This is a genomic window from Allobosea sp. P1_B10 (genome assembly GCF_056406735.1).
The window spans coordinates 209,354-224,171 of record NZ_JBFTZP010000001.1; the positions used below are offsets into that span (position 1 = coordinate 209,354).

Below are 14,818 nucleotides of genomic sequence, written 5' to 3' on the forward strand. Positions count from 1 at the left end.
TCCCCCGTGTGTCATCATGGACAAACGGCTCAGCTGCGCAATTCGCGACTTCGCCGCGTGAAGCCCGAGATGACGCGGAGGACTGAGCCTACTCCGCCGCCTTCTCAGCAGCTTCCTGGGCGGCTTTCGCTGCCGCACGCTTTCGCTCGACATGGCGCACCGAGAAGACAGACACTTCGTAGAGGATCAGCATAGGCACGGCGAGCATCAGCTGCGAGATCACGTCCGGCGGCGTCAGCACCGCGGCGACCACGAAGACGAAGACGATCGCGTAGCGGCGCTTGTCCTTGAGGAACTGCGAATCGATGATGCCGGCCTGGCCGAGCAGGGTCAGGATCACCGGCAGCTGGAAGGCGACGCCGAAGGCGAAGATCAGCGTCATGATCAGCGAAAGATATTCGCTGACCTTCGGCAGGAGCGCGATGCCGGCCTGCCCGTCAGTGGCGGCCTGCTGCATGCCGATCGAGAACTTCATCAGCACCGGCATGGCGAAGAAGAACACCATCGCGGCGCCGGCCACGAAGAAGAACGGCGTCGCCACGAGATAGGGCGCGAAGGCCTGCTTCTCGTTCTTGTAGAGGCCCGGAGCGATGAACTTGTAGATCTGGGTCGCGATCACCGGGAAGGCAAAGAAGCCTGCGCCGAAGGCTGCGATCTTGATCTGTGTGAAGAGATATTCCAGCGGCGCCGTGTAGATCAGCTGCACATTCGCGCCCGGCCCGGCGGCCCAGACATAGGGCAGGACCAGAAGGTTGTAGATCTGCGTCGCAAAGGCGAAGCAGATGAAGAACATGATCAGGAACGCGATAAGCGACTTGATCAGCCGCGAGCGCAGTTCGATCAGGTGATCGATAAGCGGAGCGCGCGAGGCCTCGATCTCGTCTTCGCCGTCTTTGAGATTGGCGACGCTCATGCCGCACTCCCATCATCGGGTTCTGCGACCTTGGCCTTGCGCTTGCGCGGGGCCTTCGCCGGAACCGGTTCTGCGACGACCACGGGCTCAGAGACGTCGGCTGCAGCGACTTCGGCGGCGACCTTGCGGCGACGCTTTGGCTTGGCCTGCTCCTCGACCACGGGAGGCGTGATCTCGACGGGCGCGATCTCGACCGGCGGAAGCTCTGGCAATGGCAGGTCGGCGAGCTTCGCCTCGGCCTCCTTCAGCGCGACGTCGTCGAGGCCCGTCGAGGCCGGCGGCTCATCCTTGGGCATCTCGATCGGCTTGAAATCCGGGTTCATCGCGCTCGACACGGAACCACCGACATCCACGACCTGCTTCTTCAGGTCGTGGAGTTCGGCTTCGCGCATCGCGTCGTTGAACTGGCCCTGGAATTCGCTGGCCATGCGGCGGACCTTGCCCACCGTCTGTCCGACGGTGCGCAGGGCTTTGGGTAGATCCTTGGGGCCGATCACGACGAGCGCAACCGCCCCGATCAGCATCAATTCGCTCCAGGCGATGTCGAACATCGACGGCTCGTCCTCTCAGCCCCTCGCCTTGCGGCGAAGGACGCGCCATCAGGCCTTGTGCTCGGCCTTGGCCGGAGCGGGATTGGTGGTTGCCGCATGGTCGATGATCTTGGGATCGACCGGGGCCGCGCTCGGCGCAGGCGGGGTCGCCTCGTCGTCCTCGGCCATGCCCTTCTTGAACGACTTGATGCCCTTGGCGACGTCGCCCATCAGCTCGGAAACCTTGCCGCGCCCGAACAGCAGCATCACGATGACGCCGACGACGATCCAGTGCCAGATACTGACGCCACCCATGGCGGTCTCCCTTACGAATGTCCTGCGGCCGGGCTTTTCGAACCCGGTCCAAGTGCTTGCGGCGGAACCTATGTGTCCCCCGCAGGGAACACAAGAACTTCATCAGAGGGAATCTCGATCCCGACCTCGTCGCCTTCGCGAATTCGGCCCGCAAGTGACAATCGCGCCGCAAGCAGGTGATCGAAGCCGTCGATGGCGAGCAGAACATGATCGACTTCGCCCAGGAAACGGCGCGTCACCACCCTGCCGGCCAGATAGAAACCCTTGGGCACCAGCCGGATCGCATGTGGCCGGATGCAGGCCACGGCCTCAGTGCCGTCCCGAAGGCCGGGAGCCGGAAATCGCCCGAGCGGGGTATCGATCGCGCCGCGTGCGACGCGTCCCTCGACTTCCGTAAAATCGCAGAAGAATCGGGCGGCAAAGAGGCTTTTGGGTCGGTGGTAGAGCTCTTCGCCGGTCCCGAGCTGCTCGACGCGCCCTGCCCGCATCAGCACGATCCGGTCGGCGATGCGCATCGCGTCCTCGGGATCATGCGTCACGATGATCGACGTCGCGCCCGTTTCCTGGAGCAAGGCGGCTGTCTCGTCGCGGACGACATCGCGCAGCCGCCGATCGAGATTGGAGAAGGGTTCGTCCATAAGGAGCACGCCCGGGCGCGGGGCGACCGCGCGCGCCAGCGCGACGCGCTGCTGCTCGCCGCCCGAAAGCATATGGGGATAAGCGTCGGCGAGATCGGCGAGACCGACGCGGGCGAGCGCGCGCAGCGCCGTGGCATCGGCTGCGACGGCGCCGCTGTCCCGCAGTCCGAAGCGCACGTTCTCGCGCACGCTCAGATGGGGAAAGAGCGCGTAATCCTGGAATACGAGGCCGATGCCGCGTCGATCGGGCTCGACGAAGCTGCCGGGCGACGAGACATCCTGCCCTTCGAGCAGCACGCAGCCTGTGGTCGGGCGCTCGACGCCCGCGGCCAGCCGCAGCAGCGTCGTCTTGCCGCAACCCGATTCGCCGAGCAGCGCGACGATCTCGCCGGGCTCGACAGCGAAGCTGACATCCTCAAGCGCGGAAACGTCGCCGAAGCGCTGGCTGACATTGCGAAAGCCGAGCGCCATCGGGATCGCCGCGCCGGCCGTCCCGCGCCGGCCCCAACTCAGCCAGCGTGATCTGGAGTCGCTCAGGGTCAAAACCTATCCTTCATGTACCGGCCAAAAGTCGGCGTCCCGAGAGTCTGGCCGATCAGACAGCGAACGATGTCAGTCGGCTGGAATACCAGATCGATGCGCTCTGTCATCCCGGGCGACCGCAGGCAGGGGGACCGCCGCATCCGAAGGATCAGGACCCGGAAGTCGACTACCGACTACTCATCCGCCCTGTGCGGCCCGTCATCGCCCTCGTCAAGCGGGCTGAACAGATCCCCCAGCGGGTCCTCGTCGGCGCGAAGGTCTGGATCATCGTCGGGGATCGGCATCGCCAGGTCCTTGGTCAGCCGGCCCTCGATGAAGCCCGAACCCTTCAACTCCTCGAGTCCGGGCAGGTCGTCGATGCGATCTAGCCCGAAATGGTCGAGGAAGCCCGGCGTGGTGCCATAGGTCACGGGGCGCCCCGGCGTGCGTCTCCGGCCGCGCAGCCTGACCCAGCCCGCCTCCAGCAGGATATCGAGCGTGCCCTTGGCGGTCGCGACGCCACGAATCTCCTCGATCTCGGCGCGGGTCACCGGCTGGTGATAGGCAATGATCGACAGCACCTCGAGCGCCGCGCGCGACAGTTTGCGGGGCGGTTCGACGTCGGCAGCCAGGAGATAGCCGAGATCGGGCGCGGTCCGGAAGGCGAATCCGCCGGCAACACGTCGCAGATTGACCCCGCGCCCCGCATACAGTTCCGTCAGCCGTGCGAGCAGTTGCTCGATATCAATGCCGGCCGGGACCGAGCGCGTCAGTTCCTCCGCCGGGAGCGGCACGGCGGATGCGAACAGCAGCGCCTCGACGATGCGCAGCGCCAGTGCGAAGGCCTCCTCCGGCCCGTCGTCGTCCTCGTCAATCCGTTGAGCCGTATTCATTGGGATCATATAGGCAGGCTCGGTGGCCGCGCCGAGCGGCGGCGCATATAAAGCGGCGCGAATGCGTGGTCCTGGCGCAGGTCGAGGGTGCCCTCCTTGACCATCTCGAGCATGGCAGAAAGCGCCGAGGCGCGGACGGTCGCGGACATATCCTTCGCGGGCAGGCCATGCGCTGCCATGTAGCGCGTGAGATAGGGGTCGATCGCGGTCCAGTCCCCGGCTTCGCCGACCAGGCGCCTGAGCGCGTCGCGCGCCTCGACAAGCGACCAGACCACACGATGGCCGACCGAGATATGGCCCTGGACGCGCTTCTGGCGCTGATGGGCGTAAGCGGCAAGGAGATCGTAGAGCTCCGCCTCCCAGACCGGACGGCTGCCGGCGACGACCGCCTCCGGCGCGCCCCGCGCGAAAACATCGACCCCAAGCCGCTCGCGTGATGCCAGCTTGCGGGCTGCCGCCCGGATCGCCTCGAGGCGACGCAGGCGCAGCGCCAGCGCAGTGGCGAGGTCGGCCGCACTCGGCTCCTCGCCTTTCGGCGGCTCGGGCAACAACAGTCGCGATTTGAGATAGGCCAGCCAAGCGGCCATGACGAGATAGTCGGCCGCGAGTTCGAGACGCAGCGCCCGCGCCTGCTCAACGAAGACAAGATACTGCTCGGCCAGCGCCAGGATCGAGATGCGGTGCAGATCGACCTTCTGCCGGCGCGCCAGATCGAGCAGAAGGTCGAGCGGCCCTTCATAGCCGTCGACGTCGACGACGAGCGCAGGTTCACCCTCGCCGTCGCCCTTGCCACGGCGCGGCCTGTCATCGTCGAATGGCAGCTCAGCTGCCATGTCAGGCCCGCCCCCCAAGATCGCCCCGCGTCAACGTCCGACGATCACGCGCTCAAGGCAAGGGCTGCCGCGATCTGCGCTCGCGCGGCATCGAGATCGACAGGTTCGGGCTCGTGCCGGATGCGCGCCAGCGCCATGGCAGCGCGGCGCGCTCTTGCGCCCTTCATCTCCGGCACCGCACCGGCGACCGCAACCATCTCGTCCATGATGCCGTGGCAATGCAGCACGACATCGACCCCTGCCCGGATCGCGGCCCGGCTCTTCTCGGCAAAGCCCCCCGAGAGCGCCTTCATCGAGATGTCGTCGGTCATAATCAGGCCGTCGAAACCGAGTTCGCCACGCATGATCTCGCTGACGATCTTGCGAGACACCGTCGCGGGATGCCTTGCATCGAGCGCGGTGAAGACGACATGGGCCGTCATCGCCATCGGCATGTCCGCAAGGTGCCGGAACGGCCGGAAATCATGGCCGCGCAGCTCTTCGAGCGAGGCATCGACAACAGGCAGGTCGTGATGGCTGTCGGCCTTGGCACGACCATGGCCGGGCATGTGCTTGACCACCGGCAGGACGCCGCCCGCCATCAACCCCTCCGCCGCCGCACGCCCGAGGCGTGCGACTTGATCGGGATCGTGGGCATAGGCGCGGTTGCCGATGACGTCGTGGCTGCCCGCACCGGGCACGTCCAGCACCGGCAGGCAGTCGACATCGATGCCGACGCTCTTGAGGTCATGGGCCATCAGCCGCGCGGAAAGCCGCACGAGTTCGCGCTGCTGGACGGGATCGTTGATCCCCAGGAAGGCGCGTGCCGGCGGATAGGCCGGCCAGTGCGGCGGCCCCATGCGCTGGACGCGACCACCCTCCTGGTCGATCAGGATCGGGGCATGCCAGCCGACGGTCTCGCGCATCTCGGCCGTCAGAGCCGCGACCTGTTCCGGGCTCTGCGTGTTGCGCTTGAACAGGATGAAGCCCCAGGGACGGGCGTCCTTGAAGAACGCCCGTTCGTCGGGGGTGAGAGTCGTGCCGAGGCAGCCGGCGATGAATGCGCGCGAGGTCATGCCTCAGGCGTAGGAAGCGGCGCGGCGGCGGTCAAGCACTCCCGTCATCGCAGGATGCGTCGGCAGCGACGCAATCCAGAGGACGGCAAGGCCACGTTCCTGGATTGCCTCGCTGCGCTGGCATGACTCCGAGGTTCAGCGCATCTGCTGCGCCATCTGGGCGTTGAAGGCATCGAAGGGCAGCTCGGCGACGCGGAACCAGAGCTGTTCCTTCTTCCAGTAGGGCAGGAACGAATCATAGAAGGTCTTGAAGTTCGGGTTGCTGGCGGCGAGTTCGGCATAAAGCGCATGCGCCTCCTTGAAGGCGGCCTGCATCACCTCTTGCGGGAAGGGCCGCAATTCCGCCCCCGCGCCCGCCAGCCGCACCAGCGCGTCCGGATTTCCGTGGTCGTATTTCGCCATGCAGAGCGCGTTGGCCTCTGCGCAGGCGGCCTCCAGCGCCGCCTTGTAGGAGGGCGGCAGGCCGTTCCATTTGTCGAGGTTCACCAGGAAGCTGACATTGGCGCAGCCCTCCCAGAAGCCGGGATAGTAGTAATATTTTGCGACGCGCTGGAAGCCGAGCTTTTCATCGTCGAGCGGGCCGGAGAACTCGACGGCATCGAGCGTGCCGCGCTCCAGCGCCGGATAGATGTCGCCACCGGCGATGGTCTGCGGCACGACGCCGAGCCTGGCCATGATCCGGCCGCCGAGGCCTGCGATCCGGAACTTCAGCCCCTTGAGGTCGTCGAGCGTCTTGATCTCCTTGCGGAACCAGCCGCCCATCTGGGCGCCGGTATTGCCCGACGGGATCGTGTGGCAGTTATAGGTCTTCATGAAATTGCGGCAGAGCTCGAGGCCCCCGCCGGAGTAGAGCCAGGCGTTCTGCTGGCGCGTGTTGAGGCCGAAGGGCAGCGAGGTCTCGAAGGCGAAGGCCGGGTCCTTGCCGATATAGAAGCTCGACAGGCTGTGGCTGCACTCGACAGTGCCGTTCTGGACGGCGTCGAGCGCCTGCAACGCCGGCACGATCTCGCCGGGAGCAAACACCTGGATCTGGAAATTATTGTCGGTCAGTTCGGCGACGCGCTTGGCGACCTGCGGGCTGAGCCCGAACAGAGTGTCCAGGCTCTTGGGATAGCTCGAGGTCAGGCGCCAGTTGATCTTGGGCTGGGACTGCGCGATCGCCGGGGCGGCGATGGTGGCGGCGCCGGCGGCCGTGCCCGCGCCGGCCGACTTGACGAATGTGCGACGATCCATGGTGTCCTCGACGTTTCCGGAGTTCGAAGTCCCAGCCTCACGTTATCGAAATAGGGCACGCAATGCTGCGAGGCCACACGATAACCGATCGTCAGACCCAATACACCCGATACGCAAGACCCCTGGCCCGTCACATTCACCTGACCGCCAGAGGCCGGTCCGAAAACGCCGAAAGCCGGCGGCGCTGGGTGCGCCGCCGGCTTTCGATGAGCATGGATGGGCCGATCAGTTCTTCGAGATGAAGCACTGGCCGCCGGCGCCCTGCAGCGCCGTGCACATCGTGGTCGCGTCGTCGCGGGAATAGGGACCGACGCGCAGGCGGAACACCGTCTTGCCGCCGGCCAGATCGGTCTTGCGGACGATCGGGTTCTGGCCGCGAAGCTGGTCGGGATACTTGCGCACCAGCGCTGCGAATGTCGCGCGCGCCTCGGCCTCGCTGCCCGGGGCTGCAAGCTGGACCGTGAAGTCGCCGGTCCCGCTGCGGATCGCCGCGGTCGACGGCGTCGCGGCCGGGGCAGCCGCAGGCGGCGCGACGGCAACCCGCACCGGAGGCGTCGGGGCCGGCGTGGTGGCGGGTGCCGAAGCGCGCTCCTGGACTTTGGCAGCCGGGCGCGGGGTGTCGGCGGGCGACGCCGGATTGGCCATCGCCATCGACGGCGCAGAGCGCGACGGGGCCGACCCCGTGACCATCGGCGCCGTGTTGTTGGCGACGCTGCCTGCACCGGCGGGCGTGCCGTCGGGCCGAATCGCGACGGTCCGGACTTTGCGCGGCTCACCGAGACCGGGAACCGGAGGCACCGCGGTCAAAGCGGGCTCGGCAGGGGTCGCCGATTGCGTCGGCGCTGCGGGCGCCTGTGCAAGCGGGTTGGTCGTGCCATCGGTGCCGTTCGAGCCAGCGGAGCCCGGACCCGGCAGCACGACTCGCGGCGCCATGGAACGCGCGGCCTGCTGGACATCGACAGGCTGCTCACTGCTGCTGACGACCTTGGTCGGCGCAGCCGGCGGGACGCTGGCGCGGTCATAGATCTGCTTGTTCTGGTTGGGAACCTCGGTGCCGCCGGGATTGGCGGGCTCGACCTTGGTGGGGCCCGTATCGGCGGAGATCACCAACGGCTGGCCGTTGTTCGACGTCGTCGTCGAGCGGAAGGTCATCGCGGCACCGACGCCGATGACTCCAACAGCAAGCAGGGCCGCTGCCGTCCAGAGCCCCTTATAGGAGCGGCGCGGCTCCAGATCGGGCATGTCCTCGTCGGGATACGGCGCGGGCTCGGCCATGCCGGCGCCCGCAGGCTCGTCATAGCCATAGCCGTAGGACGCTGCTTCCTCGTCCAGATCACGTGCAGCCGGCGCCTGCGGCGCGGCCGGGACCGGGCGCTGATAGGCTTCCGGTTCGGGCGGCTGATACTCGCGTGCCGCGAGCTCTGCGTCGGTCGGACGCGGCTGCGCAGTAGCCGGCTCGGAGCGACGCAACAGTGCCTCGAATTCGTCGAGTGCGCCGCGAAGCTCCGCCGGAGGCGCAGCCTCGGGGACCGGCGCAACAGCGGCGGCCGGCGAGAAGGACGGCTCCTGCCTCGGCTGCTGCCAGGCGGGAACGGCGACGGGCGCTGCGACGGCCTGCGGGCGACCTGGCTGCGGACGCTGGGCGAACAGGTCCTTCAGCGGGTCATCCTGACCGACGATGCGCGTGAGCTCCGTCAGCGGGTCGGCCGCATGGCCGGGCTTGGGGCTCTGCGCCGCGCCGCGAAGCTGCCGCTCGAGATCTTCGAGATCGAGGGCAAAACGATTTCTAGCTGGCTCACTCATGGCTTGATCCATTCCAGCGCGGATCGGCGCGGCGATAGGAACGCCGAACACTTCGCGCGGTCAACCTGACCTTGTGCGCGCTGCCGGAAACTCGCCGTCAACGCATCTCTTCCGGCGCCGCGACGCCCGCGACTGCCAGACCGGAAGCAAGAACGCTGCGCACCACATGCACAAACGCCAATCTCGCCAGGGTTGAGTTTCGATCAGTTTGATTAACGAACCGTAATTGCGGCGAGTCTTTGCCCTTGTTCCAGAGCGAATGGAAAGCGCTGGCCATTTCATGCACGAAGAAGCCGACACGATGGGGCTCATGAGCGGCTGCCGCCGCCTCGATCATCCTCGGATAGGCGGCGATCATCTTGATCAGGCCGATCTCCGATTCGTCGGTCAGCAGCTCGAGCTCCGCCTTGGCCAGGGCCGCAGGCGACAGATCGAGATCCGGGAAGGCCTCGCGCGCCTGCCGGAAGATCGAGGCGCAGCGCGCATGGGCGTACTGCACATAGAAGACCGGGTTGTCCCTCGACTGCTCGACGACCTTGGCGAGATCGAAGTCGAGCGTCGCGTCGTTCTTGCGGAAGATCATCATGAAGCGCACGGCATCGCGGCCGACCTCGTCGATGACCTCGCGCAGGGTGACGAAGTCTCCCGAGCGCTTCGACATCTTGACCGGCTCGCCGTTGCGCAACAACCGGACCATCTGGCAGAGCTTGACGTCGAGAGCCCCCTCGCCCGCCGTCACAGCCTTGACCGCCGCCTGCATGCGCTTGACGTAGCCGCCATGGTCGGCGCCCCAGATGTCGATCATCTCGGTGAAGCCGCGCGTGAACTTCGAGCGGTGATAGGCGATGTCATTGGCGAAATAGGTGTAGCTGCCATCCGACTTCAGCAGCGGCCGGTCGACATCGTCGCCGAACTGGGTGGCGCGGAACAGGGTTTGCTCGCGATCCTCCCAATCCTCGTCCTTCTGGCCCTTCGGCGGCGGCAGGCGTCCCTCATAGATCAGGTCGCGGGCGCGCAGGTCCTCAATCGTGGCGCGAACCGCATCGATGTTGCCGTCGACCGACTGCAGCGAACGCTCCGAGAAGAAGACCTCATGGACGACGCCGAGCGCCGCCAGGTCGTCGCGGATCATCGCCATCATGCCGTCGATCGCCACGCTACGGACAAACGGCAGCCACTCCGCCTCCGGCTTGGCCAAAAGCGCATCGCCATGCGTGGCGGCAAGCGTCGCGCCGACCGACTTCAGGTAGTCGCCGGGATAGAGCCCCTCGGGAATCTCGCCGATATCCTGGCCCAGCGCCTCGCAGTACCGCAGGAAGGCCGAACGGGCCAGCACATCGACCTGCGCACCGGCGTCGTTGATGTAGTATTCGCGCGTCACGGCATGACCGGCGAAGGCCAGCACATTGGCCAATGAATCCCCGAACACCGCGCCGCGGCCATGGCCGACATGCATCGGCCCGGTCGGGTTGGCTGAGACATACTCCACATTGACCTTGGGCAGCGGCTTTGCCGCGCCCCGACCATAGTCGAGACCGGCCTCGACAGCGGCTCGCAGGATCGCGGTGAAGACGGCTGGCTGCAGGGTCAGATTGATGAAGCCGGGACCGGCGATCTCGGCCTTGACGATCTCGGCCTTGCCGGCGAGTTCGGCGCAGAGCAGCTCGGCGAGGGCACGGGGATTCATGCCCGCTTCCTTGGCCAGCACCATCGCGGCGTTGGTCGCGAGATCGCCATGGGCGGGGTCGCGCGTCGGCTCGACCACGACGCGACCGAGGTTCAGGCCAGCGGGAATCGCACCGCGCGCCGCCAATTCCCCAAGGGCGACAGCGACATGGGCGGAATAGCTCTCAAACAGATTCATCGCAGTTACGTCTTCGCGCTTTGGAACGAGCTTCGGGCGGGCCTGCCCTCTTCAGTCATCACCCTGAGCAGCACGCTGCGCGCGCCTCGAAGGATGAGGGCTGTGGGGTTCAGGCATTAAGCATGGCGCTCTGCGCCTATCGCAGCGAGGGGGTGGCGTCAAACAAGCGACGATGTTCGTCGAGGGCGTACCAGTCCGTCATGCCCGCGATATAGTCGGCGATGCGGCGTGCGCGGCGGGTTTCGTCGAGGGTGTCGCAGCCAGCGGCCCAATCGGCCGGCATCGTCGTCGGCACAGCGGAAAACCTCGCAAAGAGGTCGCGTACCACCTGCGCTGCCTTGGCCCGGATCGTACCGACACGCGGGTGCCGGTACATGTTGGGATAGAGAAAGGCCTTGATCTGCCTGTCTGCGGTCGCGATCTCCGGCGAGAATGCGATCACCGGCGCAGACGCCAGGCGGATCGCGTCGGCATCCGCAGGCTCGAGCGCCGCGAGCCGCGCCTGCGATTCCGTGATGACGTCCTCGACGAAGCGCGTGATGGCGCGCCGGACCAGCTCATTGGTCGCCCGGCCCGCTTCGAGGCCGGGGTGGAGCGCCTCGATCTCGTCGAGCAACCCGGCCAGGAACGGCAGGGCGCGCAGATCCTCCAGGCCGAACAGCCCTGCCCTTAGGCCGTCGTCGATATCGTGGGCATTATAGGCGATATCGTCGGCGAGCGCCGCAGCCTGCGCTTCTGCCGAGGCGTAGCTGTCGAGCCATAGATCCTGCTGCTGCTGGTATTCCAGGATCGCGACGGGAATCCCGGTATCGGCATAGCGGTCGGTCGGCCGGCCATCGGCGCCGAGCAACGGGCCGTTATGCTTGACCAGGCCCTCCAGCGTCTCCCAGCTCAGGTTCAAGCCGTCGAAATCCGCGTAGCGATGCTCCAGCCGCGTGACGATTCGCAGGGTCTGCGCGTTGTGGTCGAAGCCGCCGAACTCAGCCATGCAGTCGTCGAGCGCATCCTCGCCCGTATGGCCGAAGGGCGTGTGCCCGAGGTCGTGGGCCAATGCCAAGGCCTCCGCGAGATCTTCGTCGAGCCCGAGTGCACGGGCGAGCGCCCGGGCGATCTGCGCGACTTCGATGGTGTGCGTCAGCCGGGTGCGAAAGTGATCTCCCACATGCGAAACAAAGACTTGCGTCTTGTGCTTCAAGCGGCGGAACGCTGTGCTGTGGATGATCCGGTCGCGGTCGCGCTGGAAATGATTGCGGGTCGCCGAGCCCGGCTCTGCGATCAAACGGCCCCGACTGAGGCGCGAACGGCAGGCATAGGCGGCCCGCCAGCGGTCGCCGATCTCGAATTCGGGGCTTTGTGGATTCGGCATGGCTGACCCGATGCAGGCCCCTGCTTGTCGAGGCGGTGTCGCGCAATTACCTATGTGGGCAACGAAGGTGCAAGGAGCTTCTGCTCCGGGAGATCGCCATGACGACCCTGACCGAAGTCAACCCGCGTGGCATCGCCGTCACCGGCAACGCCGCCAGCCGCATTCTCTCCGTGATGGCCAAGGAGCCGCCCGGCTCGATGCTGCGCGTCAGCGTCGCCGGCGGCGGCTGCTCCGGCTTCCAGTATATCTTCGATGTCGACCATGAAAAAGCGCCCGGCGACCTGGTGATCGAGCGCGACGGCGCCACGGTGCTGATCGATGAGACTTCGGTCGACCTGCTCGAAGGCTGCACGATCGACTTCGTCGACGATCTCGTGGGACAATCGTTCCGGATCACCAATCCGAACGCGACCAGCTCATGCGGCTGCGGCACGTCGTTCGCTCTCTAGGTCGGCAGAGACGACAAAAACCCTCATTGCGAACGAAGCGAAGCAATCCAGGAGGCGTGGCGCGCTTCCGCTCTGGATTGCTTCGCTTCGCTCGCAATGACGCGAGAACGTGCGGATCGCGCGAACGCTTTGCAGGCCGTGCTCAGTGCGAGCTTGGCGGGCCGCCTTCTTCCATCCGGATTTCGGCAGCCATCAGGCCCTTGGGGCCGGGGCCGTAGCGCACCAGCACGGTCTGGCCGGGGATGAGCTCGACGATGCCGTAGCGGCGCAGCGTTTCCATGTGAACGAAGATGTCGGGAGCGCCCTCGCCCTTCGACACGAAGCCGAAGCCGCGCAGCCGGTTGAACCAGCGCACAACCATCCGCTCCAACCCGCTCGTCGGCGTCACCGCGACGTTGGTGCGCGCCATCGGCAACTCGGCGGGGTGGCGGGCGGCGGTCGTGTCGATCGAGAGCACGCGGATCGCCTGGCGTCCCCGGGCTTTGTCGATCGCCTCGAGAACGATGCGCGCGCCCTCCGCGATGGCATTGAAGCCGTCGCGCTTGAGGATGGTGACATGAACCAGGATGTCGGCGCCGCCGTCTTCCGGGACCACGAAACCGTAGCCCTTGCTGACGTCGAACCACTTCACATAACCGGCGAGCTCGACGCCGATCTCATGCGAGAGCCCATCGGGGCCATCGAGACGCATGACGCGATTGAGCGACTGGATCGGTCCCATTGGTGGTCGCCCGCTCTCACCGAACTCGTCGGACATTTGTCGCCTATCTCCGCGCGAATGGCTTGATTCGTTGATCTCACGATATCATTGCTGCCGAGTCGCGATACAGCCCACACCGATTCATCCACATCCTCGATGTCGATTTTCTAGGTCTTTCGTATTGTCCGCCGGCGCCGGACCGATTCTGCGGTAGGATCAGCTCGCAGCGTGCCGCCACACGACACCTCGCAACGGAAGCGCCCGATGCCCGATCTTCAGACTTTGGTGCTTTTCACCGCGGCCTGCGCGGTTCTCACGGCCACGCCGGGACCCGATATGCTGCTGATCGCGTCGCGCAGCCTCAGCCAGGGCCGTGCGGCTGGCTTCCTGACCTATGCCGGCATCGCGACGGGAAGCTATCTGCAGGCATTCGCGACAGCGCTCGGCCTGTCTCAGCTCTTCGTTCTAGTGCCAATGGCGTATGATATCCTGCGCTGGGTCGGCGCGGCGTATCTGGCCTGGCTGGCCTGGACCACGCTGAGGGCGCGGACATCGCTCTTCGCCCCTTCCGCCTCCAAGGCCGCGATTCCCTTGCGCCGGATCTACGTCCAGGGGCTGCTGACCAATCTGCTCAACCCCAAGATGGCGCTGTTCATGCTGGCGCTGCTGCCGCAGTTCCTGCGGCCCGACGCGGGGTCGGTACTGCTGCAGGTGATGGTGCTGGCGACGATCCTGAACGTGATGGGCTTCATCACCAACGGGCTCGTGATCCTGTCGGCGAGCCGTCTCGGCCATGCGCTGGCCACACGGCCGCATCTTGCAAGGTTGCCGCAGAAGCTGATGGGAGCGGTTTTCGGGGCGCTGGCCCTGAGGCTGGCGCTTTCGACGAGCGATTGACAGGCTAGCGAGCCAGGCGCCCCAGCGCCTGGCCGATCTCGGCCCTCACCACGAGGTCGGCGATCTCGTCGAGTTCAGTCGGCTCGCGATTGAGGATCACGAGTTCGGCGCCATTGCGCTTGGCAATCATCGGCAGGGTCGCGGCCGGATAGACCACCAGCGAGGAGCCGACGACGAGGAAGAGATCGGCGTCCAGCGTGAGTTCATAGGCGCGGCGCATCTGCGCCTGTGGCATCGTCTGGCCAAACGAGACCGTGGCCGATTTGACCGGGCCATCGCACATCATGCAAGCGGGCGGTTCACCCGTCGCCTCGAAGGTGGGCCGGATCGCGGCGAGTTCATGGCGCCAGCCGCAGGTCAGGCAGGTGGCGTAGGTGCCGTTGCCATGCAACTCGACGATCTTCTCGTCGGGGATGCCGGAGGCCTGATGCAAACCGTCGATGTTTTGCGTGATGAGGCCGGGCGAGCGGCCCTCGGCGATCAGGCGGGCGAGCGCGGCATGGCCCCGGTTCGGCGCCGCGTCGCGATAATGATCGTCCATCGCAAACTTGCGGCGCCAGGCCTCGATGCGGGCTTCGCGGCTTGTGGTGAAGGCCTGGAACGGGATCGGCTTGTTGACCATCCAGGGCGAGCCCGGCGAGCGGAAATCCGGCACGCCCGATTCCGTCGAGATGCCGGCGCCCGTGAAGGTGACGATAGTGTCCGCATCGCGCAGCATCGCGTGGAGATCCTCGATCGCGTCGTTGGTCTCGTCGTCGGTCACGGTCTCGGATCCGTCTGCGGAAAATTCGATCAGCCATAGTGATA

General features: G+C 66.2%; 15 protein-coding genes. 2 read left to right on the forward strand and 13 right to left on the reverse strand.

Annotated features, from left to right (window positions below; all coding sequences use genetic code 11):
* Positions 1-88: 88 nt before the first annotated feature.
* The 11 genes from tatC to AC1D2L_RS01085 form a co-directional block, all read right to left on the reverse strand.
* The gene (gene tatC / locus AC1D2L_RS01035; RefSeq protein WP_476843955.1) at positions 89-913 is read right to left on the reverse strand and encodes a twin-arginine translocase subunit TatC; all 825 of its coding nucleotides are present in this window, start codon (positions 911-913) and stop codon (positions 89-91) included.
* Positions 910-1,464, reverse strand: coding sequence for a Sec-independent protein translocase protein TatB (gene tatB / locus AC1D2L_RS01040; RefSeq protein WP_476843956.1), 555 nt, complete (start codon positions 1,462-1,464; stop codon positions 910-912). Before tatB ends, tatC begins: the two co-directional genes overlap by 4 nt.
* 48 nt (positions 1,465-1,512) lie before the next feature.
* Positions 1,513-1,758, reverse strand: a complete 246-nt coding sequence (locus AC1D2L_RS01045; protein WP_476843957.1) for a twin-arginine translocase TatA/TatE family subunit — start codon at positions 1,756-1,758, stop codon at positions 1,513-1,515.
* 68 nt (positions 1,759-1,826) lie between these two features.
* On the reverse strand, positions 1,827-2,939 hold the full coding sequence (locus AC1D2L_RS01050) for an ABC transporter ATP-binding protein (RefSeq protein WP_476843958.1): 1,113 nt from the start codon (positions 2,937-2,939) through the stop codon (positions 1,827-1,829).
* A 173-nt stretch (positions 2,940-3,112) separates the two neighbouring features.
* Entirely contained in the window at positions 3,113-3,811 is a 699-nt protein-coding gene (scpB, locus tag AC1D2L_RS01055) for an SMC-Scp complex subunit ScpB (RefSeq protein ID WP_476844648.1), read from the reverse strand.
* Positions 3,812-3,816: 5 nt separating this feature from the next.
* Positions 3,817-4,644 carry a segregation and condensation protein A gene (locus AC1D2L_RS01060; protein WP_476843959.1) on the reverse strand — a complete coding sequence of 276 codons (828 nt, stop codon included), beginning with the start codon at positions 4,642-4,644 and terminating at the stop codon, positions 3,817-3,819.
* A 44-nt stretch (positions 4,645-4,688) separates the two neighbouring features.
* Complete coding sequence (gene nagZ, locus AC1D2L_RS01065; RefSeq protein ID WP_476843960.1) at positions 4,689-5,699, reverse strand: beta-N-acetylhexosaminidase; 1,011 nt, start codon at positions 5,697-5,699, stop codon at positions 4,689-4,691.
* A 135-nt stretch (positions 5,700-5,834) separates the two neighbouring features.
* A complete protein-coding gene (locus AC1D2L_RS01070; RefSeq protein ID WP_476843961.1) occupies positions 5,835-6,932 on the reverse strand; it encodes a TRAP transporter substrate-binding protein in 1,098 nt (365 codons plus the stop codon).
* Positions 6,933-7,157: 225 nt separating this feature from the next.
* A complete protein-coding gene (locus AC1D2L_RS01075) occupies positions 7,158-8,735 on the reverse strand; it encodes an SPOR domain-containing protein (RefSeq protein WP_476843962.1) in 1,578 nt (525 codons plus the stop codon).
* Positions 8,736-8,832: 97 nt separating this feature from the next.
* A complete protein-coding gene (argS, locus tag AC1D2L_RS01080) occupies positions 8,833-10,599 on the reverse strand; it encodes an arginine--tRNA ligase (protein WP_476843963.1) in 1,767 nt (588 codons plus the stop codon).
* A 136-nt stretch (positions 10,600-10,735) separates the two neighbouring features.
* Positions 10,736-11,965 (reverse strand): deoxyguanosinetriphosphate triphosphohydrolase, encoded by a 1,230-nt coding sequence (locus tag AC1D2L_RS01085; RefSeq protein ID WP_476843964.1) that lies wholly within the window; start codon positions 11,963-11,965, stop codon positions 10,736-10,738.
* 98 nt (positions 11,966-12,063) lie between these two features.
* Between AC1D2L_RS01085 and AC1D2L_RS01090 the strand changes: the two genes are divergently transcribed.
* Entirely contained in the window at positions 12,064-12,414 is a 351-nt protein-coding gene (locus tag AC1D2L_RS01090) for a HesB/IscA family protein (RefSeq protein ID WP_476843965.1), read from the forward strand.
* 142 nt (positions 12,415-12,556) lie between these two features.
* Here the strand turns inward: AC1D2L_RS01090 and AC1D2L_RS01095 are convergent, their stop codons facing one another.
* The gene (locus AC1D2L_RS01095) at positions 12,557-13,171 is read right to left on the reverse strand and encodes a cold-shock protein (protein ID WP_476843966.1); all 615 of its coding nucleotides are present in this window, start codon (positions 13,169-13,171) and stop codon (positions 12,557-12,559) included.
* A 207-nt stretch (positions 13,172-13,378) separates the two neighbouring features.
* Between AC1D2L_RS01095 and AC1D2L_RS01100 the strand changes: the two genes are divergently transcribed.
* Complete coding sequence (locus AC1D2L_RS01100) at positions 13,379-14,011, forward strand: LysE family translocator (protein WP_476843967.1); 633 nt, start codon at positions 13,379-13,381, stop codon at positions 14,009-14,011.
* A gap of 4 nt (positions 14,012-14,015) precedes the next feature.
* On the opposite strand, the gene AC1D2L_RS01105 is transcribed toward AC1D2L_RS01100, so the two are convergent.
* On the reverse strand, positions 14,016-14,729 hold the full coding sequence (locus AC1D2L_RS01105; protein WP_476844649.1) for an SIR2 family NAD-dependent protein deacylase: 714 nt from the start codon (positions 14,727-14,729) through the stop codon (positions 14,016-14,018).
* Between the last annotated feature and the right edge of the window lie 89 nt (positions 14,730-14,818).

Excerpts from the sequence above, each read along its gene's own strand:
- argS (WP_476843963.1), bottom strand. The coding sequence starts at position 10,599 with ATGAATCTGTTTGAGAGCTATTCCGCCCATGTCGCTGTCGCCCTTGGG.
- AC1D2L_RS01095 (WP_476843966.1), bottom strand. The coding sequence starts at position 13,171 with ATGTCCGACGAGTTCGGTGAGAGCGGGCGACCACCAATGGGACCGATC.
- AC1D2L_RS01075 (WP_476843962.1), bottom strand. The coding sequence starts at position 8,735 with ATGAGTGAGCCAGCTAGAAATCGTTTTGCCCTCGATCTCGAAGATCTC.
- scpB (WP_476844648.1), bottom strand. The coding sequence starts at position 3,811 with ATGAATACGGCTCAACGGATTGACGAGGACGACGACGGGCCGGAGGAG.
- nagZ (WP_476843960.1), bottom strand. The coding sequence starts at position 5,699 with ATGACCTCGCGCGCATTCATCGCCGGCTGCCTCGGCACGACTCTCACC.
- tatB (WP_476843956.1), bottom strand. The coding sequence starts at position 1,464 with ATGTTCGACATCGCCTGGAGCGAATTGATGCTGATCGGGGCGGTTGCG.
- AC1D2L_RS01060 (WP_476843959.1), bottom strand. The coding sequence starts at position 4,644 with ATGGCAGCTGAGCTGCCATTCGACGATGACAGGCCGCGCCGTGGCAAG.
- AC1D2L_RS01070 (WP_476843961.1), bottom strand. The coding sequence starts at position 6,932 with ATGGATCGTCGCACATTCGTCAAGTCGGCCGGCGCGGGCACGGCCGCC.
- AC1D2L_RS01105 (WP_476844649.1), bottom strand. The coding sequence starts at position 14,729 with ATGCTGCGCGATGCGGACACTATCGTCACCTTCACGGGCGCCGGCATC.
- AC1D2L_RS01090 (WP_476843965.1), top strand. The coding sequence starts at position 12,064 with ATGACGACCCTGACCGAAGTCAACCCGCGTGGCATCGCCGTCACCGGC.
- AC1D2L_RS01045 (WP_476843957.1), bottom strand. The coding sequence starts at position 1,758 with ATGGGTGGCGTCAGTATCTGGCACTGGATCGTCGTCGGCGTCATCGTG.
- tatC (WP_476843955.1), bottom strand. The coding sequence starts at position 913 with ATGAGCGTCGCCAATCTCAAAGACGGCGAAGACGAGATCGAGGCCTCG.
- AC1D2L_RS01085 (WP_476843964.1), bottom strand. The coding sequence starts at position 11,965 with ATGCCGAATCCACAAAGCCCCGAATTCGAGATCGGCGACCGCTGGCGG.
- AC1D2L_RS01100 (WP_476843967.1), top strand. The coding sequence starts at position 13,379 with ATGCCCGATCTTCAGACTTTGGTGCTTTTCACCGCGGCCTGCGCGGTT.